The sequence below is a fragment of the Methylococcus mesophilus genome, assembly GCF_026247885.1.
GTDB lineage: Bacteria > Pseudomonadota > Gammaproteobacteria > Methylococcales > Methylococcaceae > Methylococcus > Methylococcus mesophilus.
On record NZ_CP110921.1, the window covers coordinates 3,165,145 to 3,187,552 of the forward strand.

General features: G+C 58.8%; 19 protein-coding genes. 7 read left to right on the plus strand and 12 right to left on the minus strand.

What is annotated here, in order from left to right:
• The first annotated feature begins 3 nt into the window (after positions 1-3).
• Entirely contained in the window at positions 4-1,224 is a 1,221-nt protein-coding gene (locus tag OOT43_RS15025) for a macrolide family glycosyltransferase (RefSeq protein ID WP_266021372.1), read from the plus strand.
• Positions 1,225-1,304: 80 nt separating this feature from the next.
• Here the strand turns inward: OOT43_RS15025 and OOT43_RS15030 are convergent, their stop codons facing one another.
• The 5 genes from OOT43_RS15030 to uvrA all read right to left on the minus strand — a co-directional run bounded on the left by OOT43_RS15030 (position 1,305) and on the right by uvrA (position 6,908).
• Positions 1,305-1,679 (minus strand): hypothetical protein, encoded by a 375-nt coding sequence (locus tag OOT43_RS15030; RefSeq protein WP_266021373.1) that lies wholly within the window; start codon positions 1,677-1,679, stop codon positions 1,305-1,307.
• An 88-nt stretch (positions 1,680-1,767) separates the two neighbouring features.
• Entirely contained in the window at positions 1,768-1,989 is a 222-nt protein-coding gene (locus OOT43_RS15035; RefSeq protein WP_317134004.1) for a (2Fe-2S)-binding protein, read from the minus strand.
• A 179-nt stretch (positions 1,990-2,168) separates the two neighbouring features.
• Complete coding sequence (locus tag OOT43_RS15040; protein WP_266021374.1) at positions 2,169-2,699, minus strand: REP-associated tyrosine transposase; 531 nt, start codon at positions 2,697-2,699, stop codon at positions 2,169-2,171.
• Positions 2,700-2,783: 84 nt separating this feature from the next.
• Positions 2,784-3,836, minus strand: coding sequence for an FRG domain-containing protein (locus tag OOT43_RS15045; RefSeq protein WP_266021375.1), 1,053 nt, complete (start codon positions 3,834-3,836; stop codon positions 2,784-2,786).
• Between the two features lie 228 nt (positions 3,837-4,064).
• Positions 4,065-6,908: an excinuclease ABC subunit UvrA gene (gene uvrA, locus OOT43_RS15050; protein WP_266021376.1), complete on the minus strand. Its 2,844-nt coding sequence runs from the start codon at positions 6,906-6,908 to the stop codon at positions 4,065-4,067.
• Between the two features lie 167 nt (positions 6,909-7,075).
• Here uvrA and OOT43_RS15055 point away from each other — a divergent pair, with 167 nt between their 5' ends.
• The 4 genes from OOT43_RS15055 (at position 7,076) to ssb (ending at position 12,786) form a co-directional block, all read left to right on the plus strand.
• Positions 7,076-9,793, plus strand: coding sequence for a cation-transporting P-type ATPase (locus OOT43_RS15055; protein WP_266021377.1), 2,718 nt, complete (start codon positions 7,076-7,078; stop codon positions 9,791-9,793).
• Positions 9,790-10,737: a bestrophin family protein gene (locus OOT43_RS15060; protein WP_266021378.1), complete on the plus strand. Its 948-nt coding sequence runs from the start codon at positions 9,790-9,792 to the stop codon at positions 10,735-10,737. The genes OOT43_RS15055 and OOT43_RS15060 overlap by 4 nt, the downstream gene beginning before the upstream one ends.
• Positions 10,738-10,831: 94 nt before the next feature.
• Positions 10,832-12,226: an MFS transporter gene (locus OOT43_RS15065; protein WP_317134005.1), complete on the plus strand. Its 1,395-nt coding sequence runs from the start codon at positions 10,832-10,834 to the stop codon at positions 12,224-12,226.
• A gap of 35 nt (positions 12,227-12,261) precedes the next feature.
• Entirely contained in the window at positions 12,262-12,786 is a 525-nt protein-coding gene (gene ssb, locus OOT43_RS15070; RefSeq protein WP_266021379.1) for a single-stranded DNA-binding protein, read from the plus strand.
• Positions 12,787-12,816: 30 nt separating this feature from the next.
• Here ssb and OOT43_RS15075 read toward each other — a convergent pair whose 3' ends face one another.
• Together OOT43_RS15075 and OOT43_RS15080 are read right to left on the minus strand one after the other, a co-directional pair.
• Complete coding sequence (locus OOT43_RS15075) at positions 12,817-14,028, minus strand: glycosyltransferase (RefSeq protein WP_266021380.1); 1,212 nt, start codon at positions 14,026-14,028, stop codon at positions 12,817-12,819.
• Positions 14,029-14,298: 270 nt separating this feature from the next.
• Positions 14,299-15,015, minus strand: coding sequence for a DUF2490 domain-containing protein (locus OOT43_RS15080; protein WP_266021381.1), 717 nt, complete (start codon positions 15,013-15,015; stop codon positions 14,299-14,301).
• A gap of 1,155 nt (positions 15,016-16,170) precedes the next feature.
• On the opposite strand from OOT43_RS15080, the gene zwf reads away from it, so the two are divergent.
• Positions 16,171-17,652, plus strand: a complete 1,482-nt coding sequence (zwf, locus tag OOT43_RS15085; RefSeq protein ID WP_266021382.1) for a glucose-6-phosphate dehydrogenase — start codon at positions 16,171-16,173, stop codon at positions 17,650-17,652.
• Between the two features lie 132 nt (positions 17,653-17,784).
• Here the strand turns inward: zwf and OOT43_RS15090 are convergent, their stop codons facing one another.
• The 3 genes from OOT43_RS15090 to OOT43_RS15100 all read right to left on the minus strand — a co-directional run bounded on the left by OOT43_RS15090 (position 17,785) and on the right by OOT43_RS15100 (position 20,291).
• Positions 17,785-18,882: a thaumatin family protein gene (locus OOT43_RS15090; RefSeq protein ID WP_266021383.1), complete on the minus strand. Its 1,098-nt coding sequence runs from the start codon at positions 18,880-18,882 to the stop codon at positions 17,785-17,787.
• A gap of 234 nt (positions 18,883-19,116) precedes the next feature.
• Positions 19,117-20,082: a hypothetical protein gene (locus OOT43_RS15095; protein ID WP_266021384.1), complete on the minus strand. Its 966-nt coding sequence runs from the start codon at positions 20,080-20,082 to the stop codon at positions 19,117-19,119.
• An 86-nt stretch (positions 20,083-20,168) separates the two neighbouring features.
• The gene (locus OOT43_RS15100; protein ID WP_266024943.1) at positions 20,169-20,291 is read right to left on the minus strand and encodes a type II toxin-antitoxin system RelE/ParE family toxin; all 123 of its coding nucleotides are present in this window, start codon (positions 20,289-20,291) and stop codon (positions 20,169-20,171) included.
• A gap of 709 nt (positions 20,292-21,000) precedes the next feature.
• On the opposite strand from OOT43_RS15100, the gene OOT43_RS15105 reads away from it, so the two are divergent.
• On the plus strand, positions 21,001-21,534 hold the full coding sequence (locus tag OOT43_RS15105) for a type II toxin-antitoxin system YhaV family toxin (protein WP_266021385.1): 534 nt from the start codon (positions 21,001-21,003) through the stop codon (positions 21,532-21,534).
• A gap of 196 nt (positions 21,535-21,730) precedes the next feature.
• Here the strand turns inward: OOT43_RS15105 and OOT43_RS15110 are convergent, their stop codons facing one another.
• A complete protein-coding gene (locus OOT43_RS15110; protein ID WP_266021386.1) occupies positions 21,731-22,117 on the minus strand; it encodes a type II toxin-antitoxin system VapC family toxin in 387 nt (128 codons plus the stop codon).
• Positions 22,114-22,350, minus strand: coding sequence for a type II toxin-antitoxin system Phd/YefM family antitoxin (locus tag OOT43_RS15115; RefSeq protein WP_266021387.1), 237 nt, complete (start codon positions 22,348-22,350; stop codon positions 22,114-22,116). The genes OOT43_RS15110 and OOT43_RS15115 overlap by 4 nt, the downstream gene beginning before the upstream one ends.
• Positions 22,351-22,408: the final 58 nt, after the last annotated feature.

Here is a 22,408-nt window from a genome sequence, read left to right on the forward strand (position 1 = left end):
CGAGTGTCAAAGTTACTCTATTTCAATATACCCTCGACGGGACACGTCAATCCGACGCTTCCGGTCATACGCGAGCTCGTCAGCCGGGGCCACGAGGTCGTCTACGTCAACACCGAAAGCCACAGGGCCGCCATCGAGGCGACGGGAGCGAAGTTCATTCCGTACCCGGAGTCGGACTTCATGGAAAGCTATATGGATGAGAGCGCCGGTCGAGGCGATATCGTCCGGAACATGTACGATCTGGTCAGGTTGAGCGAAAAGCTTTATCCCTATTGCCAGGAATTGATCCGATCGGAAAGCCCCGACGGTTTGATACACGACTCCCTGGCAAGTTGGGGAATGCTGGCCGGAAAGCATGCCGGAATCCCCAGGGTGGCGTTCTTCACCACCTTTGTGCTGACAGCAAAAACCTATCGGCCGAAACTGAGGGTGGCGCTGGATTTGCTTGTCAAATATTGCCTTGTTATTCCCGAATATTTGCTATTTTCGGCAAGGATGAGGGCTCGGCAGGGCATATTTCCAGCCTCCCTGCCGGCTGCCGGCATGTGTATTGGCGACCTCAACATCGTTTTTACATCGCGGGAATTTCAGCCGAGCGGCTTGCTGTTTTCGGAAGATTACAAATTTGTCGGTCCGACAGTTCAGCACAGGAAAGAACATGCCGACTTCGATTACTCGAGCCTGAACAAGCGCCCGCTCGTCTACATCTCGCTGGGAACGCTGGCGCGCAATCCCGGGTTTTTCCGGACATGTTTTGAAGCGTTCGGCCAGGAAGACGGTCTTTTTATCCTGTCCGTCGGGAAGCAGGCTGACATATCGGAGCTCGGCGCCGTTCCCGGCAATTTCATAGTCAGACAGTCGGTACCTCAGCTCGGCATTCTGCAAAGAGCCGATATATTCGTGACTCATGGCGGACTCAATAGCGTGCATGAAAGCCTCATGCATGGCGTGCCGATGATCGCCATCCCCCAGCAGCCGGAACAGGCGGTGGTCGCCGTGGAAATGGAAAGGCATGGGGCAGGAATTGCGCTGCAGACGTCGCCGCCTTATGGCACGGTGGACGCCGAGAGTTTGCGGAAAGCCTTGAAAACCATCCTGTCGTCGCCGGACTATCGGAAGCGGGCCCACAGTCTGGGAAACAGCCTGGACCGTTCCGGAGGCGTGGAGGCTGCGGTCGAACATATTGCCGGATATCTGGGAGAGCGCAGGTCTGCTGCGGCTTGAGCCGAAAGTAACTTCGGCCAGCCGCGGATAAAGCTATTGCCCAGCCAGACTAGGTGGATGGATGAGCGGGGATTCTCCCGTCAGCCTTTTGCTTCCAGCAGCTCCGCAACAAGTTTGAGCTGAGCCGAATACTGAGGCATTGCCGGAATCTTCCAGGCTCTTCCCGTCACCTGGGCGAGCAGGTTATTCAGCCAGAGCCTGTTGGACCGTGCCTGCTGGATGACGAATTGATGGGACGATTCGTCGCCGACGATATAAAAGTTTTCAAGCCACACTTCAATCGTTTCCGATTCGCCCGCAAGGTTGATTGCGACGTAAGCTTTTCGTGTCTCGATGTCGAACGCAAAATAAGTCAGCTCCGCGATGCCCTTGAGAATAATGTTTGCGACCCACAAAACCAGGAATTTCGGGGTCCACTTGATCGCGAGTTTGACGAGGCTGGCTTTGTAGCTCATATCTCGAATTTATAGAGGGTGACGGGGCATTCGAATTGTAGCTGCACTTTGCTTCGGCAGGCAAGAGGGAGGCAGGGCGGTTCAGACATCAGCCCGGACAGGGGGAAACGGTTAAAAGGTATTCTTCCAGCAGCGCCATAATATCGGTATCGCAAGCCCCGCAACCGGAGCATGCGCCCGTCGCTCTCGATATCCCGTCGATATCAATAACGCCCTTATCGAATTGCCGCCTGATTTGCTGGGCGGTCGTGCCGCTGCAGCGGCAAATCACATCGTGTCTCTCGTCCGGGATTGCGTTACCCATCGCCATGCGCCAATTTCAGGTAGGTCCGATTAGCGCAGCGTAATCGGACGAATGTCATTCACCGCCACCTACCGAAACTCCAACGTCGCCGCACCAATCCGCCGAATAAACCCCTTCCGCAACGTATCGGTGAAAGGTGGAATAGTTCGCGTAGGTCCGATTAGCGCAGCGTAATCGGACGAATGTCATTCGCCGCCACCTATCGAAACTCCAACGTCGCCGCACCAATCCGCCGAATAAACCCCTTTCGCAACGTACCGGTGAAAGGTGGAATAAGGCCAATCCTGTACACGCATGACATGTCCATGTTTAAGTGGATTCACATGCACATAATCCACATGCCGTTGATAATCAGCATCATCTCGGATCAAATGCTCCCAATAATGACGCTGCCATATTCCGCGTTCCCCGGCAGCTTTGCGGATATCCGACCGGCGTTCGGTTTTGGGCAATGCACGCGAGAATCCGCTCTTGATCAAGCGCCATCGTAGGCTGAAATCGCTATCGCCGGGCGGCAAGGTCCACACACAATGCAAGTGATCCGGCAACACCACCCAGGCATCGATTCGGAAAGGGTGACGCGAACGTACTCGCCTCACCGTCTCGCGTAACAAGCCGATCTCGCGGACCAGTAGATCGTTGCCGTAGCGCTGCAGCAAATTGACCGTAAAGAACCAAGTACCGCCGGGCACGAACGCGCGTCGATAGTTTGGCATGTCCGTTTTCCGCTCTTGAAGTAAGCGTTATCGCCGACGCCGGCCATTCGTCCGATTACGCTGCGCTAATCGGACCTACGCGGGCTATCTATCAAAATTACGCTCCCGCATTTCTTCGCAAACCCCGTCAATACTTGGAAACATTGAACCTGCTGTGATACCCATGAAGCGCAAGTCTGTCATAGCAAGTTCTCGTTCATTGGCAGGTATATCTACTGCCTCGAGTAGACTAATGTCCGCCTCTGCTTCCTTCTCTAAGATATACGCTTCGATATCGTGCAAATTGGTTACAGTTGTAACCGCTTGTTGTGGGACTAGCCGTGGATTACCAATGGCGATGAACTCCATCACCGAGAGATGGGGAAAAGGTGGATCGAGGGTTTGGACTTGTCTATATCTTTTCTGCCATTCGCGATTATTGAACATATAAATACGGACCAACTCTTCTCCGCGATATCCGATTGGCCTGTCTCTAAATGCAAAAAATGCAGCCACATAAGGAGAATGTGACCAATCAAGCAAAGGTGTGGGGTAGCCGTGGTGCTGTAGCAGATTGAAAAATGCGCCATTCTGATCTGGCACCGTCAGATCGAAGAAGTGAGACGTGATCGCGCTCAGTCTTTGATGTAACTGCTTGACATCTTTGGCTATGAACTCGCTTATTCTGTAACGACCCCGGCGGTGGAACGACGTGCGGAGTCTCCATGGCTTTTGCTGGCCACGAAATAGATATCCATTTTTTGAGATCGTGGCAACGTATAATTTAAAGTCCGGCCAAGACATCCGTTGTCCTTCAATCTTTGACTCTGCGCTTTCCGGTGGCCGTTCTAAAACCGCTCTCAGAGTCACGCCGATATCAGAGACCCCATCTATAGTGAGTGTTTCGCCAGATAGGTTCAGATTAACTTCGGCTTTCGTGGAATAGGATGTGCCTGGCGGGTATAACTCCTTAATCTCATCCCAGGACGTCCGATCGCCAGTACGCGGGTCGATTGGGAAAGTATATGCAGTCGCTGAATGCTCCGTGCCTTTGGATTCGGTTCGCAGGTAGACAGCGGTACCCGGGATGTCTGGCAATTCGGGTTGCATGTATGCGACGCCTTCGTAATGATCATCGACTTCGTCGATATTGATCATTAGCTTTCCTGTAGTGCTGCCTTCATAGCTTCCGAGCCACTGACCCCTCACAAGGCACCTCCGCTTTTAGGCATAAGTTGCTACGAAAGAATTACTAATTAGAGCACTATACAGAATAGAACGCCGCGCAATGACGCTCCGTGCAATCTCTCAGTCTTTCTAAAACCATCTAAGCCGATTCGCCCCCACATGGTCGATCACTTGTTTCCACCCTTACCACCATGACCTTCAAGGCGAATCAGGTCTCCGCCCCCGCTCCAACAACGGCGCCAAAAACCTCCCCGTATGCGAATCCGGATTCGCCGCGACTTGTTCCGGCGTACCTTCCGCCACCAAGCGCCCGCCGCCTTCGCCGCCTTCGGGGCCGAGGTCGATGATCCAGTCGGCGGTCTTGATGACGTCCAGGTTGTGTTCGATGACGATGACGGTGTTGCCGCGGTCGCGCAGTTCGTGCAGGACGTTGAGGAGCTGCTGGATGTCGTGGAAATGCAGGCCGGTGGTGGGTTCGTCGAGGATGTACAGGGTCTTACCGGTGTCGCGCCGCGACAGCTCGCGGGCCAGCTTGACGCGCTGGGCTTCGCCGCCGGACAGGGTGACGGCGTTCTGGCCCAGGGTGACGTAGGAGAGGCCGACTTCCATCAGCATCTGGAGCTTGCGCGCCACCGCCGGGATGGCCGAGAAGAACGCCGCGGCTTCCTCCACCGTCATCGCCAGCACTTCGTGGATGGTCTTGCCCTTGAAGCGGATTTCCAGGGTTTCGCGGTTGTAGCGCTGGCCCTTGCAGACGTCGCAATGCACGAATACGTCGGGCAGGAAGTGCATTTCCACCTTGATGACGCCGTCGCCGGCGCAGGCTTCGCAGCGTCCGCCCTTGACGTTGAAGCTGAAACGGCCGGGCGTGTAGCCGCGCGAACGCGCTTCCGGTGTCGCCGCGAACAGCTCGCGGATCGGCGTGAACAATCCGGTGTAGGTGGCCGGATTGGAGCGGGGCGTCCGCCCGATCGGGCTCTGGTCGATGTCCACCACTTTGTCGAAGTGCTCCAGCCCTTCGATTCCGTTACAGGCCGCCGGGGTCAGCGAGGCGCCGTTGAGTTCGCGGGCGGCGGCGGGGTAGAGGGTGTCGTTGACCAGGGTGGACTTGCCCGAGCCGGATACGCCGGTCACGCAGACCAGCAGCCCGACCGGGATCGACACGTCGAGCGATTTGAGGTTGTTGGCGCCGGCGCCGCGCACCGCCAGCCGGCGCTCGGGATCGGGCGGATTGCGTTCGGCCGGTACGGCGATGCGGCGCTGGCCGGAGAGGTACTGGCCGGTAATCGATTCCGGCGCGGCCATCACATCTTCCGGCGTGCCCTGGGCGATGACCCGACCGCCGTGCACGCCGGCGCCGGGGCCGATGTCGACCACGTGGTCGGCCAGCCGGATTGCGTCCTCGTCGTGCTCGACCACGATCACGGTGTTGCCGATGTCGCGCAGCCGGATCAGGGTGTCGAGCAGCCGCTGGTTGTCGCGCTGGTGCAGGCCGATGGACGGCTCGTCCAGCACGTACATGACGCCGACCAGGCCGGCGCCGACCTGGCTGGCCAGGCGGATGCGCTGGGCCTCGCCGCCGGAGAGTGTATCGGCGCTGCGGTCCAGGCTGAGGTAGTCCAGCCCGACGTTGATGAGGAACTGCAGCCGGGCGCGGATTTCCTTGACGATCTTGGCCGCCACCTCGCCGCGCCGCCCGCTCATTTCGAGCCCGTCGAAGAACTCCAGCACGCGCCGGACCGGAAGATGGGTGAGTCCCGGCAGGTTGGTGTCGCCCACGAAAACGTGGCGGGCGCCGCGGTTGAGGCGGGTGCCTTCGCAGGCGGGGCAGGGCTTGCTCGACAGGTACTTGGCCAGCTCCTCTCGGACCAGGGTGGAATCGGTCTCGCGGTAGCGCCGCTCCATGACCGGGATCACGCCTTCGAAGGTGTAGCGCTGGACGAGGGCGGTGCCCTTCGGCGACATCAGTTTGAACGGAATCACTTCGCTGCCGCTGCCGTGTAGGATCACCTCCCGCACATGTAAGGGCAGGCTGGAAAACGGCTCCTCCGGATCGAAGCCGTAGTGCTCGGCCAGCGACTGGATCATGCCGTAGTAATAGGCATTGCGGCGGTCCCAGCCGCGCACCGCACCGCCGGCCAGGCTCAGTTCCGGATTGTGGACGATCAGGCCGGGATCGAAATACTGCTTGACCCCGAGGCCGTCGCATTCGGGACAGGCGCCGCGCGGGTTGTTGAACGAGAAGATCCGCGGCTCGAGTTCGCTCAGCGAGTAGCCGCAATGCGGGCAGGCGTACTTGTCCGAATAGACGATCTCTTGAGCCTCGTCGTCCATGGAGGCGGCGATGGCGATGCCTTCGGCCAGCTTGAGCGCGGTTTCGAACGACTCGGCCATGCGCAGGGCCAGGTCGGAGCGCACCTTGAAGCGGTCGACGATCACCTCGATGCTGTGCTTCTTGCGCAGGTCGAGCTTGGGAGGCTCGTCCAGCTCGTACACCGCGCCGTCGATACGGGCACGGATGAAGCCGCGTCCCCGCAGCTCTTCCAGCACCTGCACGTGCTCGCCCTTGCGCTCGCTTACCACCGGCGCCAGCAGCATCCAGCGCGAGCCCTCCGGCTGGGCCAGGATGTGGTCCACCATCTGGCTGATGGTCTGCGCCTCCAGCGATACCCCGTGCTCCGGGCAGCGCGGAATCCCGGCGCGGGCGAACAGCAGGCGCAGGTAGTCGTAGATTTCGGTGATGGTGCCGACGGTGGAGCGCGGATTGTGCGAGGTCGATTTCTGCTCGATGGAGATCGCCGGCGACAGCCCCTCGATGTGGTCGACGTCCGGTTTTTCCATCATGGACAGGAACTGGCGGGCGTAAGCCGACAGCGATTCGACGTAGCGCCGCTGGCCTTCCGCGTAGATCGTGTCGAAGGCGAGCGAGGACTTGCCCGAGCCCGACAGCCCGGTGATCACGATCAGCTTGTCGCGCGGAAGATCGAGGTCGATGTTCTTGAGATTGTGGGTTCTGGCGCCCCGGATGCTGATGAGGTCCATGCGCTCGCTGCGTGGTTAAACGCCCGAATATAAGGGTTTTGGTGGCGCTTTGGCAAAGCGGTGCAGCGACGGTTCGAAACCGGCTGGAACTGCCGGACGGAGGTGCTGCGCCTGGTGTAACATCAAGACTCGATCCGGCGCTTCTCGCCCCATCCTGGAGGGACGTCATGCACGAACCGAATCTGCACCCCTGGCATCATGTTCCGGCCGGCTCCGTTCCGGAGCTTCTCGGCGTCGACGCAGCACGAGGGCTCGGTGAAAGCGAAGTCGAGCGGCGGCGCGAGCGCCACGGTCCCAACCGACTTACGCCCAAGCGGGGCAAAAGCGCCATCGCCCTGTTCCTGTCCCAATTCCACCACCCGCTCATCTACATTCTCCTGGTTTCCGCCGGCGTAACGGGCTTCCTCAAGAGCTGGGTGGATTCCGCCGTCATCTTCGGCGTTGTTTTCGTCAATGCGGTAATCGGCTTCATCCAGGAGATCAACGCGCTGCGGTCCATCGATGCATTGGCGCGGGCACTCAGTCAGAGCGCGGCAGTCCTGCGGGAGGGGAGCCGGCGGGTAGTACCGGCCGAGGATCTGGTGCCCGGCGACCTCGTGTTTCTGCAGTCCGGCGACAAGGTGCCGGCGGATCTGCGCCTGCTGCGTCACAAGGAACTGCAGATCGATGAATCGACCCTGACCGGTGAATCGGTGCCGGTCGAGAAGGGATCCGCCGCTTTGCCGGTCGATACCCTCCTGGCCGACCGCAATAACATGGCCTATTCCTCCACCCTGGTGAGCTATGGGACCGGCGTCGGAATCGTCGTCGCCACCGGCGATGCCACGGAAATCGGGCGTATCAATCGGATGATCCGGGAGGCCGGCGAACTGGAAACGCCCTTGATCCGCAAGATCGGCCATTTCAGCCGGGTGCTGATGTGGTTCATCGTCGCGCTCGCGGCGCTCACCTTCCTGGCCGGCTATTGGCGCGGTGAAGACCTGGTAGGGACGTACATCGCCTCGGTGGCGCTGGCGGTTGCCGCGATTCCGGAAGGATTACCGGTGGCCGTGACCATCACCCTGGCCATCGGCGTGCGGCGCATGGCCGGCCGCCACGCCATCATCCGCAAGCTGCCGGCAGTGGAGACCCTTGGCGGCACCACCATCATCTGTTCGGACAAGACCGGAACCCTCACCCAGAACCAGATGACCGTCAAAGCCGTCCGTGCAGGCGGAGACCGGTTCGAGGTGGGCGGTTCCGGCTATGCCCCCGAGGGTGAGTTCCGCTGCGATGGCAGCGAGATCGATCCCGCCGGCTATCCGGTCCTGCTGGAAACCCTCAAAGCCGGTTTGCTTTGCAACGACGCCCGGCTGGTGCGGGAGGACGGGCTCTGGCGAATCGAAGGGGATCCCACCGAAGCGGCGCTGCTGGTCTGCGCCCACAAGGTGGGCCTGCATCAGGGGGCCACGACCGAGTCGCACCCCCGCTTGGATGCCATTCCCTTCGAATCTGCGCATCAGTTCATGGCGACCCTTCACCATAACCGGGCCGAAAATGCCCGCCACGTGTATCTGAAGGGTTCCGTGGAAAGCATTCTGAGCCGCTGCGGTTCGGCCTTCGGCAGGGGCATGGTGCCGGAACCGCTCGATCCGGACGCCATCCATCGCGAAGTGGACGCCATGGCGGCTCAAGGCCTGCGAGTTCTGGCATTCGCCCGCGGCGAGCGGTTGTCCGACGATCCCACGGTGGAGCATGTGCATGTGAGCGCCGGCCTGAGCTTTCTCGGCCTGCAAGGCATGATCGATCCGCCCCGGCCCGAGGCGGTCCGGGCCGTCGCTTCTTGCCGTGCCGCGGGCATCGGGGTGAAGATGATCACCGGCGACCACATCGGCACCGCCGTCGCGATCGCGGCGCAGATCGGCCTGAACGGCGAGGGTACGAAGGTGAATGCCATCGACGGCAGAGCCTTGGCCGCGATTCCTGACCCGGCGCTGCCCGAGGTCGCCGAGCGGACGGCGGTGTTCGCCCGAGTCGCGCCGGAGCAGAAGCTGCGCCTCGTCCAGGCGCTGCAGGAGCGCGGCCATATCGTCGCCATGACCGGGGACGGGGTGAACGATGCTCCCGCGCTGCGCCAGGCCAACATCGGCGTGGCCATGGGCATCACCGGCACCGAGGTGTCCAAGGAGGCCGCCGCCATGGTCCTCACCGACGATAACTTCGCTTCGATCGCTGCCGCCGTGGAGGAGGGGCGGGGCGTCTACGACAACCTGGTGAAATTCATTACCTGGACCCTCCCCACCAACATCGGCCAGGGCTTGGTGATTCTGATCGCGGTGTTCGCGGGTATCGCCCTGCCCATCCTTCCTGGGCAAATCCTCTGGATCAACATGACCACCGCCGTGCTTCTCGGCCTGCCCTTGGCCTTCGAGGCCAAGGAGCCGGACATCATGCGGCGGCCGCCGCGCCATCCCGAGCAGCCTATCCTCACCCGCGGACTGGTGTTCCGCACCTTCTGGGTGGGGCTGCTGCTGTGCGCGGGTTCGTTCGGCTTGTTCGAATGGGAGCTGAGCCACGAGGACAGCGTCGACAAGGCGCGTACCGCAGCGGTCAACTTCTTTTGCGTCGGCCAGGCCTTCTATCTGCTCAACTGCCGCTCCCTCAGCCATTCGATGCTGAAGTTGGGCGTGTTTTCCAACCCTTGGATCTGGGGCGGGATCGGCGCGATGCTGCTGGCGCAGGCCGGCTTCGTCTACGCGCCAGTCATGCACTGGCTGTTTCATTCCGAGCCCATCGGACCGGACGAATGGCTGCTGACCCTGGCGGGAGGCGCCGTGATCTTCTGGGCGGTAGGTCTGGAGAAACTCGCTTCCCGGTTCCTTTTCCGAGTCAGGAGACAGTCATGATCGTCCGAAGCGGCACTACCCTATGGCGGGCCTTGCGTAGCGACTGGCCCGCCTTGCTCTATTTCCTGGCGCTGGCGCTGCTGGCTGAGTTCATCTACGAGTACACCCGCCTGGAACACACCGCGCTCCCGTTGCTGCCGGTGAGCGTCCTGATCACCGCCATGTCGATCTTCCTCGGATTCCAGGTCAACCAGTGCTATGAGCGCTGGTGGGAAGCGCGGCGCCTGTGGGGGCAGCTGGTCAACGTGAGCCGGTCGTTCGGGCGCCAGGTCACGACCTTGCTGACATCAAAGCGCATCGCGGCAATCGCGGACGAGGCTCAGGCTGAGGCGTTGCAGCGGGAACTGCTCCACCGGCAGATCGCCTACGTCAATGCATTGCGCATCGGTCTGCGCTCCGGCGGCGGCCTGGCGGAGGAAGACTGGCGAATTTTCGGCGGCTGGCTCGGGGCGAGCGAACTGGAGCGGTTGCGGCATGCGCGCAATGTGCCGACACAGCTGATCCAGCGCCAGGCCGAAAGGCTGGCCGAAATCGTCGGCACCGCCTGGGCAGAGCAGCAGATTTTGTTGCAGATCGACGATTCCCTCAATCTGCTCTATGACATCCAGGGAGGCTGCGAACGCATCAAACGCACCGCGTTTCCCGACCGTTTCCGGTTTCACACCCATGCCTTCGTCTGGCTGGTCGCCAGCCTGATCCCGTTCAGTCTGATCCAGACCGACCAGCGCTTCGACGCGGTGGCCATCGTCATGGAGACGTTGCTGGCTTTCGTGTTCGTCACCATCGAGCGGCTCGGCTCGGAACTGCGCGACCCGTTCGAGAACCACGTCAACGACACGCCCATGTCGGCACTATGCCGCACCGTTGAAATCGATCTCAGGCAGCAGCTCGGCGAAACCGAAATCCCGCCGCCGCTGGATCCTGTGAAAGGCGTCCTGATGTAGACGCCAGTCCTGCCGGCGGGTTGCCGGACGCCCCAGGGTGCGGTGAAGCTGGTACCATTAGAAGTTTGGAAGCGCCCCTCAAGGAGACGCACTCGTGCGCCACACTATCGATATCGACAGCCCGATGACCCGCACCGAAATCCGGGCTGCCATTTCGCTCGCGGCGATCTATATGTTCCGCATGCTGGGCTTGTTCATGATCCTGCCCGTTTTCTCGATCTATGCGCGAGACCTGCCCGACGCGACGCCGGCCTTGATCGGCTTGGCCATCAGCGCCTACGGCCTGACCCAGGCCGTGTTCCAGATTCCCTTCGGCATCTGGTCGGACCGCTTCGGGCGCAAGCCGCTCATCGTCATCGGCCTCCTGATGTTCGCCGCCGGCAGCGTCATGGCGGCGGTGGCCGATTCGATCTACGGCATCGTCGCGGGCCGCGCGCTGCAGGGGGCGGGCGCCGTCGCCGGGGTGGTCATGGCGCTGGCCGCCGACCTCACCCAGGAGGAGCACCGCACCAAGGCGATGGCACTGATCGGTATCAGCATCGGCATCTCCTTCGCGTTTTCCATGGTAGCCGGCCCGGTACTGTCCGGCTGGATCGGCGTCAAGGGCATCTTCTGGACCGTCGCCGGCTTGGCGCTGCTGGGCATCGCCGTGCTCTACACCGCAGTGCCCACGCCGCGCTTGCTCCGCTTCCACCGCGACACCGAGGCGCAGCCTGCGCGCTTTGCCAGCGTGCTGGCCAATCCGGAACTGGTGCGTCTGGATTTCGGCATCTTCGCCCTCCACGCCATCCTGACCGCTACCTTCGTCGCTCTGCCGCTGATTCTGCGCGACGAGTTGCATATGGACACGCCGGACCACTGGAAGATCTATCTGCCGGTGTTCGTGCTGTCGCTGGTCAGCATGGTGCCGTTCGTGATCGTGGCCGAGAAGAAGCGGCAAATGAAGCCGGTTTTTCTGTTCTTCATTCTACTGACCGCCGCCGTCGACGCGGGCCTCGCCGGCCTCACGCCGACCACGCTGGGTATCGGAATACTGCTGTACCTGTTCTTCACCGGCTTCAACCTGCTGGAAGCCACCCTCCCTTCGATGATTTCCAAGGTGGCCCCGCCCGACCTCAAAGGCACGGCCATGGGCGTGTATTCCACGACCCAGTTCCTCGGGGCGTTCGTGGGCGGTGCCGGGGCGGGCTGGATTCAGGGGCATTACGGCATTCCGGCCGTGTTCCTGTTCTGTGCCGCCATCGCCCTGGCGTGGCTGGCGGTCGCCTTTGGCATGCAGAAGCCGCGGCACCTGAGCAGCCTCATGGTCAATCTCGGCGAAATCAGCGCCGCCGCGGCGGCCGATCTGTCGGCGCGCCTGCGCGGCGTCCCCGGCATCGCCGATGCCGTGGTCGTCCCCGACGACGGGGTGGCCTATCTCAAAATCGAACGCGAGCGGCTGGACCGGAGCCGGCTCGAAGCATTGCTCAACGAAACGGCGAGCGCCTAGCCGGCCCGCTTAAGGCTTACAACGGAGAATCAAACATGGCCAGTCGAGGCGTCAACAAAGTCATACTCATCGGCAATCTGGGCGCGGACCCGGAAGTGCGTTACATGCCGAACGGCGGCGCGGTCGCCAATCTGCGCATCGCCACCAGCGAATCCTGGAAAGACCAGCAGACCGGCCAGACTCAGGAACGCACCGAATGGCACAGCGTGGTCATGTACCGCCGCTTGGCCGAAATCGCCGGGGAATACCTGAAAAAAGGCAGCAAGGTCTACATCGAAGGGAGCCTTCGGACCCGAAAATGGCAGGACAAGAACACCGGCCAGGATCGCTACACCACAGAAATCATCGGCAATGAAATGCAGATGCTCGACCGCGCCGGCGGGGGCATGGGCGGCGGCGGAGGAATGGGGGCGGGCGAACCGGATTGGGACGCCCCTCCGGCCGGCGGTGGCGCCAAGCCACGCAGTTCGGGTGGCGGATATGGCGGTGGCAGTACCGGGGGGAGCGGTGCCGGAAGCAGCCAGTTCGACGAAGGATTCGACGACGACGTGCCGTTTTGAAGCGTCTGTTCTCGGCTGTGCTTCGATGGGTTATTCCGCCGGGTTTGACGGCCGGGTTACCCTGATTTCGTTGGGAGATACCACATCGTAAACGATGCCGCGCCAAGTGATGCGCCGGGTCATGCAGGAAGCGACGATATTGTACAAATAGACGAGGGTTACGAGGGGAGCGGTGGACACGAAGGCCAGGCGTGTCCGGATCAGGCTGGCACTGTAAACCTCGGGCAGGCAATATGTCGCCAGAGTGAGTCTTGACCAGAGGTGGCAGGCCGACAGCGCCATGATCGCCGCCAACAGGATTATCAGACGGCCATCAAAGGTTGCCGAAGTCATTTCGGAAACGGCAACCGCCAATCCTCCCCAGAATACCCCCGTGTACAAGGAGTGCGCCGCCACGACTTGCCACCACATGTCGCGCAAATAGAGCCGGGTCATACTGATCTGGCGGGTCGTGAACTCCAGAACCTGCCTCATATCCAGATCGGCATGCGTTGCGACCAGACACTGGGGGACGAACGTGATCCTGAGTCCGCTGCCGCGAATGGCTTTCGACAGGGACAGGTCGTCGCTCAGCGAGGTCTGCCATATCCGTTCGATCCCAAGCCGCCTGAAATCCTCGGTCCGCACCGCCATGGAGCCGCCCCATGCAAAGAGGGATCGTTCATGCAGCATGACCAGCCCTTGCGCATTCCAGCTTGCCAGAAGAACCGACCAGAAGTTGCTTGCGATGGGGATATGCCAACGGTAGCCCGTAGTCGCGCCGACCGCCGGATCTAGCAGCGGGGCGCACAGGTCGGCCAGCCAACTCGATCGCGGATGTGCGTCCGAATCCGCAAACACCAGAATGTCCGCGTCTTGCTCCACGGCATGAACTGCCGCGCAAAGATTATGTGCCTTCTGGCCGCATTCCTTCGCCAGTCCCCCCACAATCAGCCGCGCCGGCCGGGAACTCTGCGAGATGATGCGTTCTGTGATGGCGTATGCCGCGTCGTTCGAGCTCTCCGTTACAAATACCAACGAATAGTCCAAATATTCCTGATTCAGGAAGGCGCGAATATTGTCTTCGAGGCCGGGTTCGCTCCCTTTACAGGGAACGATGACCGCGGCTTTGGGTTGAAAATGTTCCCTGTCCTGCCCCCGATTTCGAGTGATCCGATAAGATGTGAGCAGCGCCGGAACAACGATTCTTACGAATTGGAGTATTACGAATGCGGTGGCGAAGGCCGTGATCAGAGAGTTCATAGCTGAGTCGCTTCGGGAAGGTGTGAGTATGGATGGATGGATGGAGTTATTCTTATGTCTGCTATCAATAGATAATGTCATCATGCGGTTCCTCTCATCTGAGAGGAGGCGAAGTGACGGATTACATTTCTCTTGCTGGCTATGGATCGGTCTTGCGCGATCATACTACACTGCGTTTGGTAAAGTCCGCAATTATAAAAAATTCTGATTTGTCGCTGCGCGGGTCGGTTGTCAAAGTATTCTTGATACTGACTGAGATCGACGCCTTGTTCAGAAGCCAACGAACAAAGACCCCATAATGAGGTTGTGCATGGTCTGATGCTGGTGGTCAGAGCTGTCTATATACTGGTTCATATAGCCGAGCTCAACCCGGAAACCGGGATCGAACGTCCATCCGCCGCCGATGAATCCGCGATTCTGATTGAACCCAGCCTGGCCGCCCCAATAGGTGCTGTTTATGTTCACAAATACTTCATCCCAGGCGATCATGCTCAATCGAGGCTCAAAATCGAAAGGACGCATATAGCGGAGCATCTGCCGAGGCCGGTAGCGCGGTTGATCCCCTCGCAGGAAGTTTGTCTCGAACATCGTCCGAAAAGTCACGGTTCCGAAATCGGTTGGCAATACATATCGGAATGCCGGCCACACATCCTGCTGTGCTACATAAGGCTGGCCCACGTTCTGAGTGGGCAGATAGGTATAGCCGAGCCATAGCGTGGCCCTGTCGCTGAGAGAATAACCCAATGCAGCGCGCGCCATACCCTGGTACCAATGTTGCCAGTCGTTATCCCAACGCATTTGACCCTCAAGCCATAAGCGTCCCTTTTCAAGACTGGGATCGATGAAGCCGAGACCGCCCTCTGCTACAACTTGTCCCCAACTGCCCCAGTCGTTCGCGGTTATTTCGGCGTTGGCTCCGTTACAAGGGAGCAGAGCAAGAAATACGGCTGAGCAGCTTGCTCGAAAGTTCTGTTTATCTATCGACATGACGTGACCTCGATTTTGAGAGATTGGCGGCTATTTTATAGTTATGTAGCAAACGCTTCGGTCGCGGCATTCGACGGTATATGAAATCTGCTTCCCACAGCCAGTGACCTGGACATCATACTCGCTGTAAAGCTCGCCTAGAGGAATTCCTGGTACTTCTTTTGGTTTTATGACTTTGGTCTGGGTGTGAGTACATTCCAAATCTGTTGCCGCGCGCCGCTCCGCAGTCTGGGTGGCAGTTTTCATGTTCTCTTTCAATAATTCGGCGTCGCTTATGCACCCGGCTGACATTCCGGATAATATGGTTGCCAGGAGCGGAGCAGCGTTCCATTTCAATGCCGGTTTCGAAATATATGTCGGCATAGGTAGTCGAGATTCAATTATTCGCATGGTTGTCCCGGTTCAGGATTTCATCCCGCTAATACGCGGGACCTCGATGGAGGTCGGCAAAGCAGCGGAAGCGCGCGAGCCCCTGGTTTAGCGCGTAAGGTGACGGCGTCATGGCCTCCGTTCTTCTAGATAAGCAGAGCCAATGCCAAGGTGCTTCGTATGGAATCACCGATGCACAGCCGGGCCGTAGTCGATTTCCCGGGCATGGATTGTGATCCCAGACATATGATTCAAAAGAGATGACGTTGTTCGTCGCGTCGGCTTCAAGGGACCGGGAGATTCTGGAGCGATCTGGCCGGTGGGGCGTAAGAACCTGATGCCATCGGAGACTGCAACCAGTATGGTGCTTCCGCCGACATGTGCCCGAGGTGAAACCGTTACTAAGGTTTTCTGGCGTACCCTCACACGTGCTGCAACGCCTTCGTGGGGCAGCCTGGGTCAGGATGAGAATATGCGATGTTGATTGATTCTGCCTCGGTGAGCACTGTATTCGAGCCGTGGTTCGTCATGCGTCTCTTCCAGGCAGTATTTGTCTGTAGCGAAACGGCCGGCCATGAAGGGAGCGTCCCGGAATAGGGGGCCGCGGTCTGGGCTCGTTGCAAACAATCCGTCGCTGAGACCGATGTCATCGATTCGATTGGACGTGCGGGATTTGGGCGAATAGCATTCGAAGTTGAAAGGAACCCGGTTTTCCGGGGAGGTCATCGGATGTCACCCAGCGAGACCGGCTGATGATCGGTCTCTCAATAACAAGAGGATCAAGCGATGAGTCAGCTCCAACTTCCCAAGTCATTCAACCTGGTGTTTTTTGGCGGTACCGGCGATTTGGTCACCCGCAAGCTTCTACCGGGCATGTATCAGTGCGACAGGAATGGTCAGTTGGTACCGGATGGGCGTATCTACTGCCTCGGCAGGCAGGACCTGACGCAGGAGATGTATGTGGCGAAAATCGAGGAAAAAGCCCGTGAGTTCATTCCGACGGTGGACTGGAACGATGAGATGTGGTCAGCATTCCTCTCCCGCTTGCAATATGTCCGGGTGGATGCCGGCGAACCGGCCGGGTATGCCGTTTTGAAGGAGGCTTTGGAGCGAAGTCCGGCAGAGGTGAATGTGTTTTTCCTGTCCGTAGCGCCATCGCTGTTCGCCACCGTCTGCGACAATCTGGCTCGGCAGGGGCTCAACCGGGCGGACTGCCGGGTAGTACTGGAGAAGCCACTGGGACACGATCTCGCCTCCAGTAACGCGATTACAGCGGCGGTGGGTAAGCATTATCGGGAAAACCAGATATACCGGATAGACCATTACCTGGGCAAGGAATCGGTACAGAACCTGATGGCGCTGCGATTTGGCAACGCACTATTCGAGCCCTTGTGGCGGCGGGAATGGATCAGCAATGTGCAGATTACCATAGCCGAAGAGGTCGGGATCGGCAGTCGCGGCGGGTTTTACGAAGGCACGGGGGCGCTGCGCGATATGGTGCAAAACCATCTGCTGCAACTACTTTGCTTTATTGCTATGGAGCCCCCCGTTAGCCTGGATTCCAACGCGATCCGCGATGAAAAACTCAAGGTGTTGGAGTCGCTGATACCATTTAAGGAAGAAGACGTATTCAAGAAGACCGTGCGCGGACAGTATCGCGCCGGCAAGTTGCAGGGAAAACCGGCAGTGGCGTATACCGCAGAAGCCGGCATACCGCCGGACAGCAAGACCGAAACCTTCGTGGCGATCAAGGCCGAGATCGCAAACTGGCGCTGGGCAGGGGTGCCGTTTTACCTCTTCACCGGCAAGCGCCTGCCTACGCGGTTGGCGGAAATCGTGATCAATTTCCGAGATGTTCCCCACCAGATATTTCCTGTGGCGCCAAGCGCTGCTGGGGCGCCAGCAAAGCTGGTGATCCGTCTGCAGCCTGATGAATACATACGTCTTTATTTGTACGCTAAGCAACCGGGCGATACGATGGAACTTCAGCCGGTGTATCTCGACCTGAATTTTGCCGGTGCGTTCAAGAACAAAACACGGCGGGCGGAAGGGTACGAACGTTTGCTGATGGACATTATCCGAGGCAATCAATCGCTGTTCGTGCGGCAGGACGAATTGGAGCAGGCTTGGCGCTGGGTGGAGCCGATCCTGAATGCTTGGGCTTCGGATCCTGCCGGGCCCGCGCTGTACGCGGCCGGTACCTGGGGACCTGCCGCCTCAGCGGAGTTGTTGTCGCGAGACGGGTTCTGTTGGCACGACGAAGAATGACGCCACGCAATAAATAATCCGCTCTTTCAGTGGGAGGCTTGGTGGTATGGCTACAACCGAGCTGCGCCGTCGACGCGTTGGATTGCAAATATCCCCCGGCATAGCCGGGGGATATTTGATAATACGATGCGCTTAAAATATAGATACTGTGTATGCGGAAACCGTTGGCTGGGTATATAGGCAAGGCGGCTGCGCATTGACATGGCCTTCTTGTGGATATGCGCTGCCCGGGCAGCCAGACCCGGTAGGTGGGTTTTGCGGGCCGGTGCAGATATCACAGCCTGCCGGGAATACGCCGGGGTTATTTTGATTATTGAATTCCGATGTAACTGTTATCGCGTTTCCGGAGGAAGGGGTGATCGTCATGCTATAGTTAAATCCGTTAACCAGGCTGATGTCATACCAGTCACTTCCTGCAGTATTCAAATTCAACTCGGCCATCGTCAATCCAGTACCTCCACCGCATGTTGACCAAGGGACGATATCGGCAGAGATCGCTACATTGAGGTTTCCTTTCGTCAATGCGAACGATTGTGAATTATTGGGGCTGGTTGCGCCGAGCTGGAATTGGCAGATATAAGGATTCGGATTCGTCCAGTTGCATACAGGGAAATCGGCGCGAGTATATGCTCCCATCGTGCCATTGTTGAAGCCAATATAAACGGTTATGGTTTTACCTGAATTATTTTCGATGGTTAGATTTTGATTGGTCGCCGATGCTGTTTCAAGCAAATTATCTGAGCAGCTGAATGTCATGCTGCTATCGTCAACTGTGGTGGAGGGGGTTTTTTTATTGGATTTATTGGCGAGAAAAGTTACAGTGTGCTCGCCTTGGCTTAAATTTTGAAATATGCAGGTATCGGCGACTGATTTTGTGTTCTTGGTCCCATCAGCCAGATCAAAATTCAGGCTCCGAACACAAGAGCCTGAAACCGGCGGGGCTTGATTGTCAATCGTGAGTGCGAAGTTATAGCTGCTGGGTCCGAGGTTATAGCGCCTATTTTTTCCTCCGATCGGTGGATAAACGTCAGCGCTTCCAGTGACCACACAGTTCGTTGAACCGGAATTCACGGTAAATTTTTGCTTGTTGATCTCTGTCCAGGTATCGGTATCGGTAATCTGAATGTTGGTAGAATTCTGTGAGCCGCCAACTCCATTCGCGAGCGCCATTGGAGTGAATAGAGCGATGAAGGTTATTGCAAAAAAATGCCCAAGGTTTCTTTTTTTCATGATCTTGGTTCCTAGGTCAGAATTTGGTGACACCGAATGGAGTCAGCCGCCTTTTCATGGGGGTCCCATCATGTGTGTGGGTTCCCCTCCCAAGGGAAACCCCCCGTGTTACAGGCGGAACATCGGGGGGCGAGCCGGCTCCTCCTGGCGAGTTTAGTCCCGCCGGCCTCAGAACGTCTATACATCAATTATGCGTAAAAATGCCATAGCCAGCCCGCCAAACAATCATCGCGATTAGCAACCGCCAGACGGCGGAGAAATGGAAAACGGGCCGTTCGGCAGTGTCACCCAGGAGGTACTGCCGCAAAAGGAAGCTTGCATTGAAAATCCTGATGGCAAATTGGTGCTCCCCGTGACCGGCCCTGAAGCCGGCAGGGTCACCCTGACTTGGATGGCGCCCTGGAACAAGCCCGTCGGATTAAAGCTTTGTCCATCAATACCGGTCGTCCCGATGAAGAGGTAGTTGCCCTCCGTGAATTCGGTCATCAGCGACCCCTGGGACAGGGTGACATTATCGAAGGACAAACCGAAAGTTCCGCCATTCGAGGTCCAGGAGATGGCGAGGGGAACCGTACCACCTGTGGCGTCGATATACAGCGAGGCGCGCCCGAAGCGCGTTGGGACGCTGCCGTCCGCACGCGCTGCCAGGGTAGCGAGCGATGCGCGGGAAGTCTGCGTCAATGGATGCACCTCGTAGCTGACGGTGTCGGACCTTCCGCGGAACTGCGGTGCTGCCAGTTCGAGCAGGATGACATTGCGGCTGGCCGGTGCGTCCGTGATCTCCAGTGCGGCGGTCGCTTTCGCCTCCCCGAAGATATCTTTCCAGCCGGAGACGAACGATACCAGCTCCCGAGAGTTGACGACCTGCTCGGGTGAGTTGCCAAAACCGGACAGCCTGGGAGCGGAACCACGCAGCGTCAGTAGCCACCGTTCGCCGTGGCGTTGCAGCAAACCGCGCTCGGCTTGATGCACATAGAGCGACGGCTTGGACGGTCCGGAGGCAAATTGGCCGGGCGGGCCGAGGGAAAAATCGGCCGCTTCGACAACAGCAGCGCCGCTGCCGAGACCGGCAACAGGCACAAGTGCGGCGGCGAGAAGTGTCCCTCTCCGCAGGGCAGAGAGGACCTGCGGTGGGAAGCGAACGACGGTGTGAAATTGTGTCAGGGTGAGACGCCACATCAGGAAGGAGCTGCCGTGCATTTTTCGTGTACCTCGGTCTGTAGTCGTAAGATTCTGCTGATTTCAATTTGAGAGGGAATTATCCGTCTTTTGCGGAGGCCCCTTTATCATCCGTCTTCGAATTGGAAGCAGATGCGCCATTGGTCGTTGATGCGGATGCGGCATTGGCTGTTCCGATCACCTCGCAGGGCTTCGAGGCAGTTGCCGGGTGGAACTCTCAAGCTCTCGATCTGTTGAGACTTGGCGCAGCCATGCCAGTTTCCGCCGTGCTACCAAGATGAACGGCTACCACTGTTCTTGCTGACAGTGTTCGGTAAGAACGAGCAGGCCAACCTTACGAAAGCGGGCCGAAGCAGTCTCGCGAAGCTGGTAGACGTGCTGGACTCACTGGCATTGGAGAAGAAACGATAAGCAATGCATTTGAAAGTATGGCGTAGGGGCTTAAGGAGGCTATTGCGCTGACTGAGGGGCAACCTGTTCCGCCGAAGACGCATCGCCTGGATGAGGTGAACGTGGCGGAGCTGCACCATAGCCTGGGTCTGACACCGATGGAGTTTGCGGCGAAGCTGCGGATCAGCGTCGGAAAACTTCGCCATTGGGAGCGGGGAGACCGTAAGCCGCACGGCCCAGCTTTGACTTTGCTACATGTAGGGGCGAAGGAACCAGGGGCGGTGTCGCGGGCTTTGGGTTGGATCATAAAACTACACAATAAAAAAGCGGCTTTTGTAAGTGGCTGTTTTTACTGGGGGGTTGGTAGATCGGTGGAACACGGAACCGAACCCGCGTCCGCTTTCAGGAGCAGATAGTAACGCCTTGGCCTTGAGAGCGTGGATTCGATGATTTGGCCGAGTCGCTGATCAATGGAGCGGATCAACAGTTGCAGTCGCTGGTCGGCGACGTCGAAGTCGATCTCGACGCCGCCTTGTCCGCAGACGATGAATGAGCAGCGGTGAGTCCGATCCGCTGATTGTCAACGGCTGGGCAGTTTTTGCCCATCCGTTGTTCCTGGATCAGCTTGAAACGCTGATCCGACAGGTCGAGGGGTTCAAGAGTAAAGACCCGAATGGTGTTACCCAGAAGAACGCCACCATGCGCCTGGCGGCCATCGCCAAGCTGACATTCGAAGTGATTCCGCAGGAGCCGGCCCGACCCGAATATCGACAAGGTGCTAGCCTCGGCGAAGACCGCAAACACTGGTTTCGTGCGAAGTTCTTCCGGCAATATCGGCTGTTTTTTCGATACCACGCGCCAAGCAAGGTGATCGTGTTCGCGTGGGTCAACGATGACGACACCAAGCACGCCTACGGGAGCAGCGACGATGCCTACCGAGTCTTCCGCAAAATGTTGGAGAGCGGCCATCCCCCTGACGATTGGGATCGGCTACTGGATGAGGCACGTGTAGAAGCGAACCGCCTTCAACAAGTGGCTTGCGCAGGCTGCAACGGCAACGTCCTGAATTTATACGACAATTGAGCAGTTGAAACTTTATTCCAACCCCATTCTTATGGCGACCTGAGGGGCCGTGGGGTACGGAATAAAGTCGGAGCTGGGGTGCAGCCAAACCCGGCTCCGGCTTGATATTCGTCCGGATCGGGCTTTACGGGTCAGCCAGTACCATTACCGGCCAGAACAATGCCTGATAGGCGGGAAGAGTTTCAATGCTGTTTTGTTACCAGAGCCGGCGGATGCCGTAACTATCGAACAGGATTTCGTTGCTGATCAGGGGCAGGTTCTCGGCTTGAGCCTGAGCAATCAACATGCGGTCGAAAGGGTCTCGGTGCGGCCCCGGCAGGCCGCCGGCGCGCAAAGCGTGGTCGGTCGAGATGGCGAGCGAGGTGAATCCCTGCTCAGCCAAGCATTCGCGAAAACTGGCCGCGACTTCTACCGCGCCTGGCAGCTTGCCGATCCGGACCTTGGTGGCGATTTCCCAGGCCGATGCGGCGCTGACTAAGACGATGTGATCCGGCACGCTGATCCATTCTCTCGCGGGGACCGACAAGCGTTCGTTGCCATCCAGCCACCACAGCAGCGCATGAGTATCCAGCAAGGCTTTCATTCAGACTCCCAAGCGCGTAGTTCCTCGTCCGGCAACGGTTCAAAAAATTCGGCCCCCACAACCGCGTGGCCACGCATGGCGCCGAAACGACGCGCTTGGCCCGCTCCACGCAGCGGAACGAGTTTGACTAGCGGCTGCTTGCCGCGAGCGATGATGACTTCCTCACCCGCGCAAGCTTCGTCGATGAGGCTGGAGAGGTGAGTCTTAGCGTTGTAAACGGTGTACGTACTCATGGATTTTGCTTGACCAACATAATTGGTCAAGAAGTATAGTGACAAAATCGGGAGGACG

Excerpts from the sequence above, each read along its gene's own strand:
- OOT43_RS15110 (WP_266021386.1), bottom strand. The coding sequence starts at position 22,117 with ATGAAAGCCTTGCTGGATACTCATGCGCTGCTGTGGTGGCTGGATGGC.
- OOT43_RS15090 (WP_266021383.1), bottom strand. The coding sequence starts at position 18,882 with ATGAAAAAAAGAAACCTTGGGCATTTTTTTGCAATAACCTTCATCGCT.
- OOT43_RS15040 (WP_266021374.1), bottom strand. The coding sequence starts at position 2,699 with ATGCCAAACTATCGACGCGCGTTCGTGCCCGGCGGTACTTGGTTCTTT.
- ssb (WP_266021379.1), top strand. The coding sequence starts at position 12,262 with ATGGCCAGTCGAGGCGTCAACAAAGTCATACTCATCGGCAATCTGGGC.
- OOT43_RS15115 (WP_266021387.1), bottom strand. The coding sequence starts at position 22,350 with ATGAGTACGTACACCGTTTACAACGCTAAGACTCACCTCTCCAGCCTC.
- OOT43_RS15080 (WP_266021381.1), bottom strand. The coding sequence starts at position 15,015 with ATGTCGATAGATAAACAGAACTTTCGAGCAAGCTGCTCAGCCGTATTT.
- OOT43_RS15045 (WP_266021375.1), bottom strand. The coding sequence starts at position 3,836 with ATGATCAATATCGACGAAGTCGATGATCATTACGAAGGCGTCGCATAC.
- OOT43_RS15095 (WP_266021384.1), bottom strand. The coding sequence starts at position 20,082 with ATGCACGGCAGCTCCTTCCTGATGTGGCGTCTCACCCTGACACAATTT.
- OOT43_RS15075 (WP_266021380.1), bottom strand. The coding sequence starts at position 14,028 with ATGAACTCTCTGATCACGGCCTTCGCCACCGCATTCGTAATACTCCAA.
- zwf (WP_266021382.1), top strand. The coding sequence starts at position 16,171 with ATGAGTCAGCTCCAACTTCCCAAGTCATTCAACCTGGTGTTTTTTGGC.
- OOT43_RS15105 (WP_266021385.1), top strand. The coding sequence starts at position 21,001 with ATGAGCAGCGGTGAGTCCGATCCGCTGATTGTCAACGGCTGGGCAGTT.
- OOT43_RS15035 (WP_317134004.1), bottom strand. The coding sequence starts at position 1,989 with ATGGCGATGGGTAACGCAATCCCGGACGAGAGACACGATGTGATTTGC.
- OOT43_RS15055 (WP_266021377.1), top strand. The coding sequence starts at position 7,076 with ATGCACGAACCGAATCTGCACCCCTGGCATCATGTTCCGGCCGGCTCC.
- OOT43_RS15030 (WP_266021373.1), bottom strand. The coding sequence starts at position 1,679 with ATGAGCTACAAAGCCAGCCTCGTCAAACTCGCGATCAAGTGGACCCCG.
- OOT43_RS15060 (WP_266021378.1), top strand. The coding sequence starts at position 9,790 with ATGATCGTCCGAAGCGGCACTACCCTATGGCGGGCCTTGCGTAGCGAC.
- uvrA (WP_266021376.1), bottom strand. The coding sequence starts at position 6,908 with ATGGACCTCATCAGCATCCGGGGCGCCAGAACCCACAATCTCAAGAAC.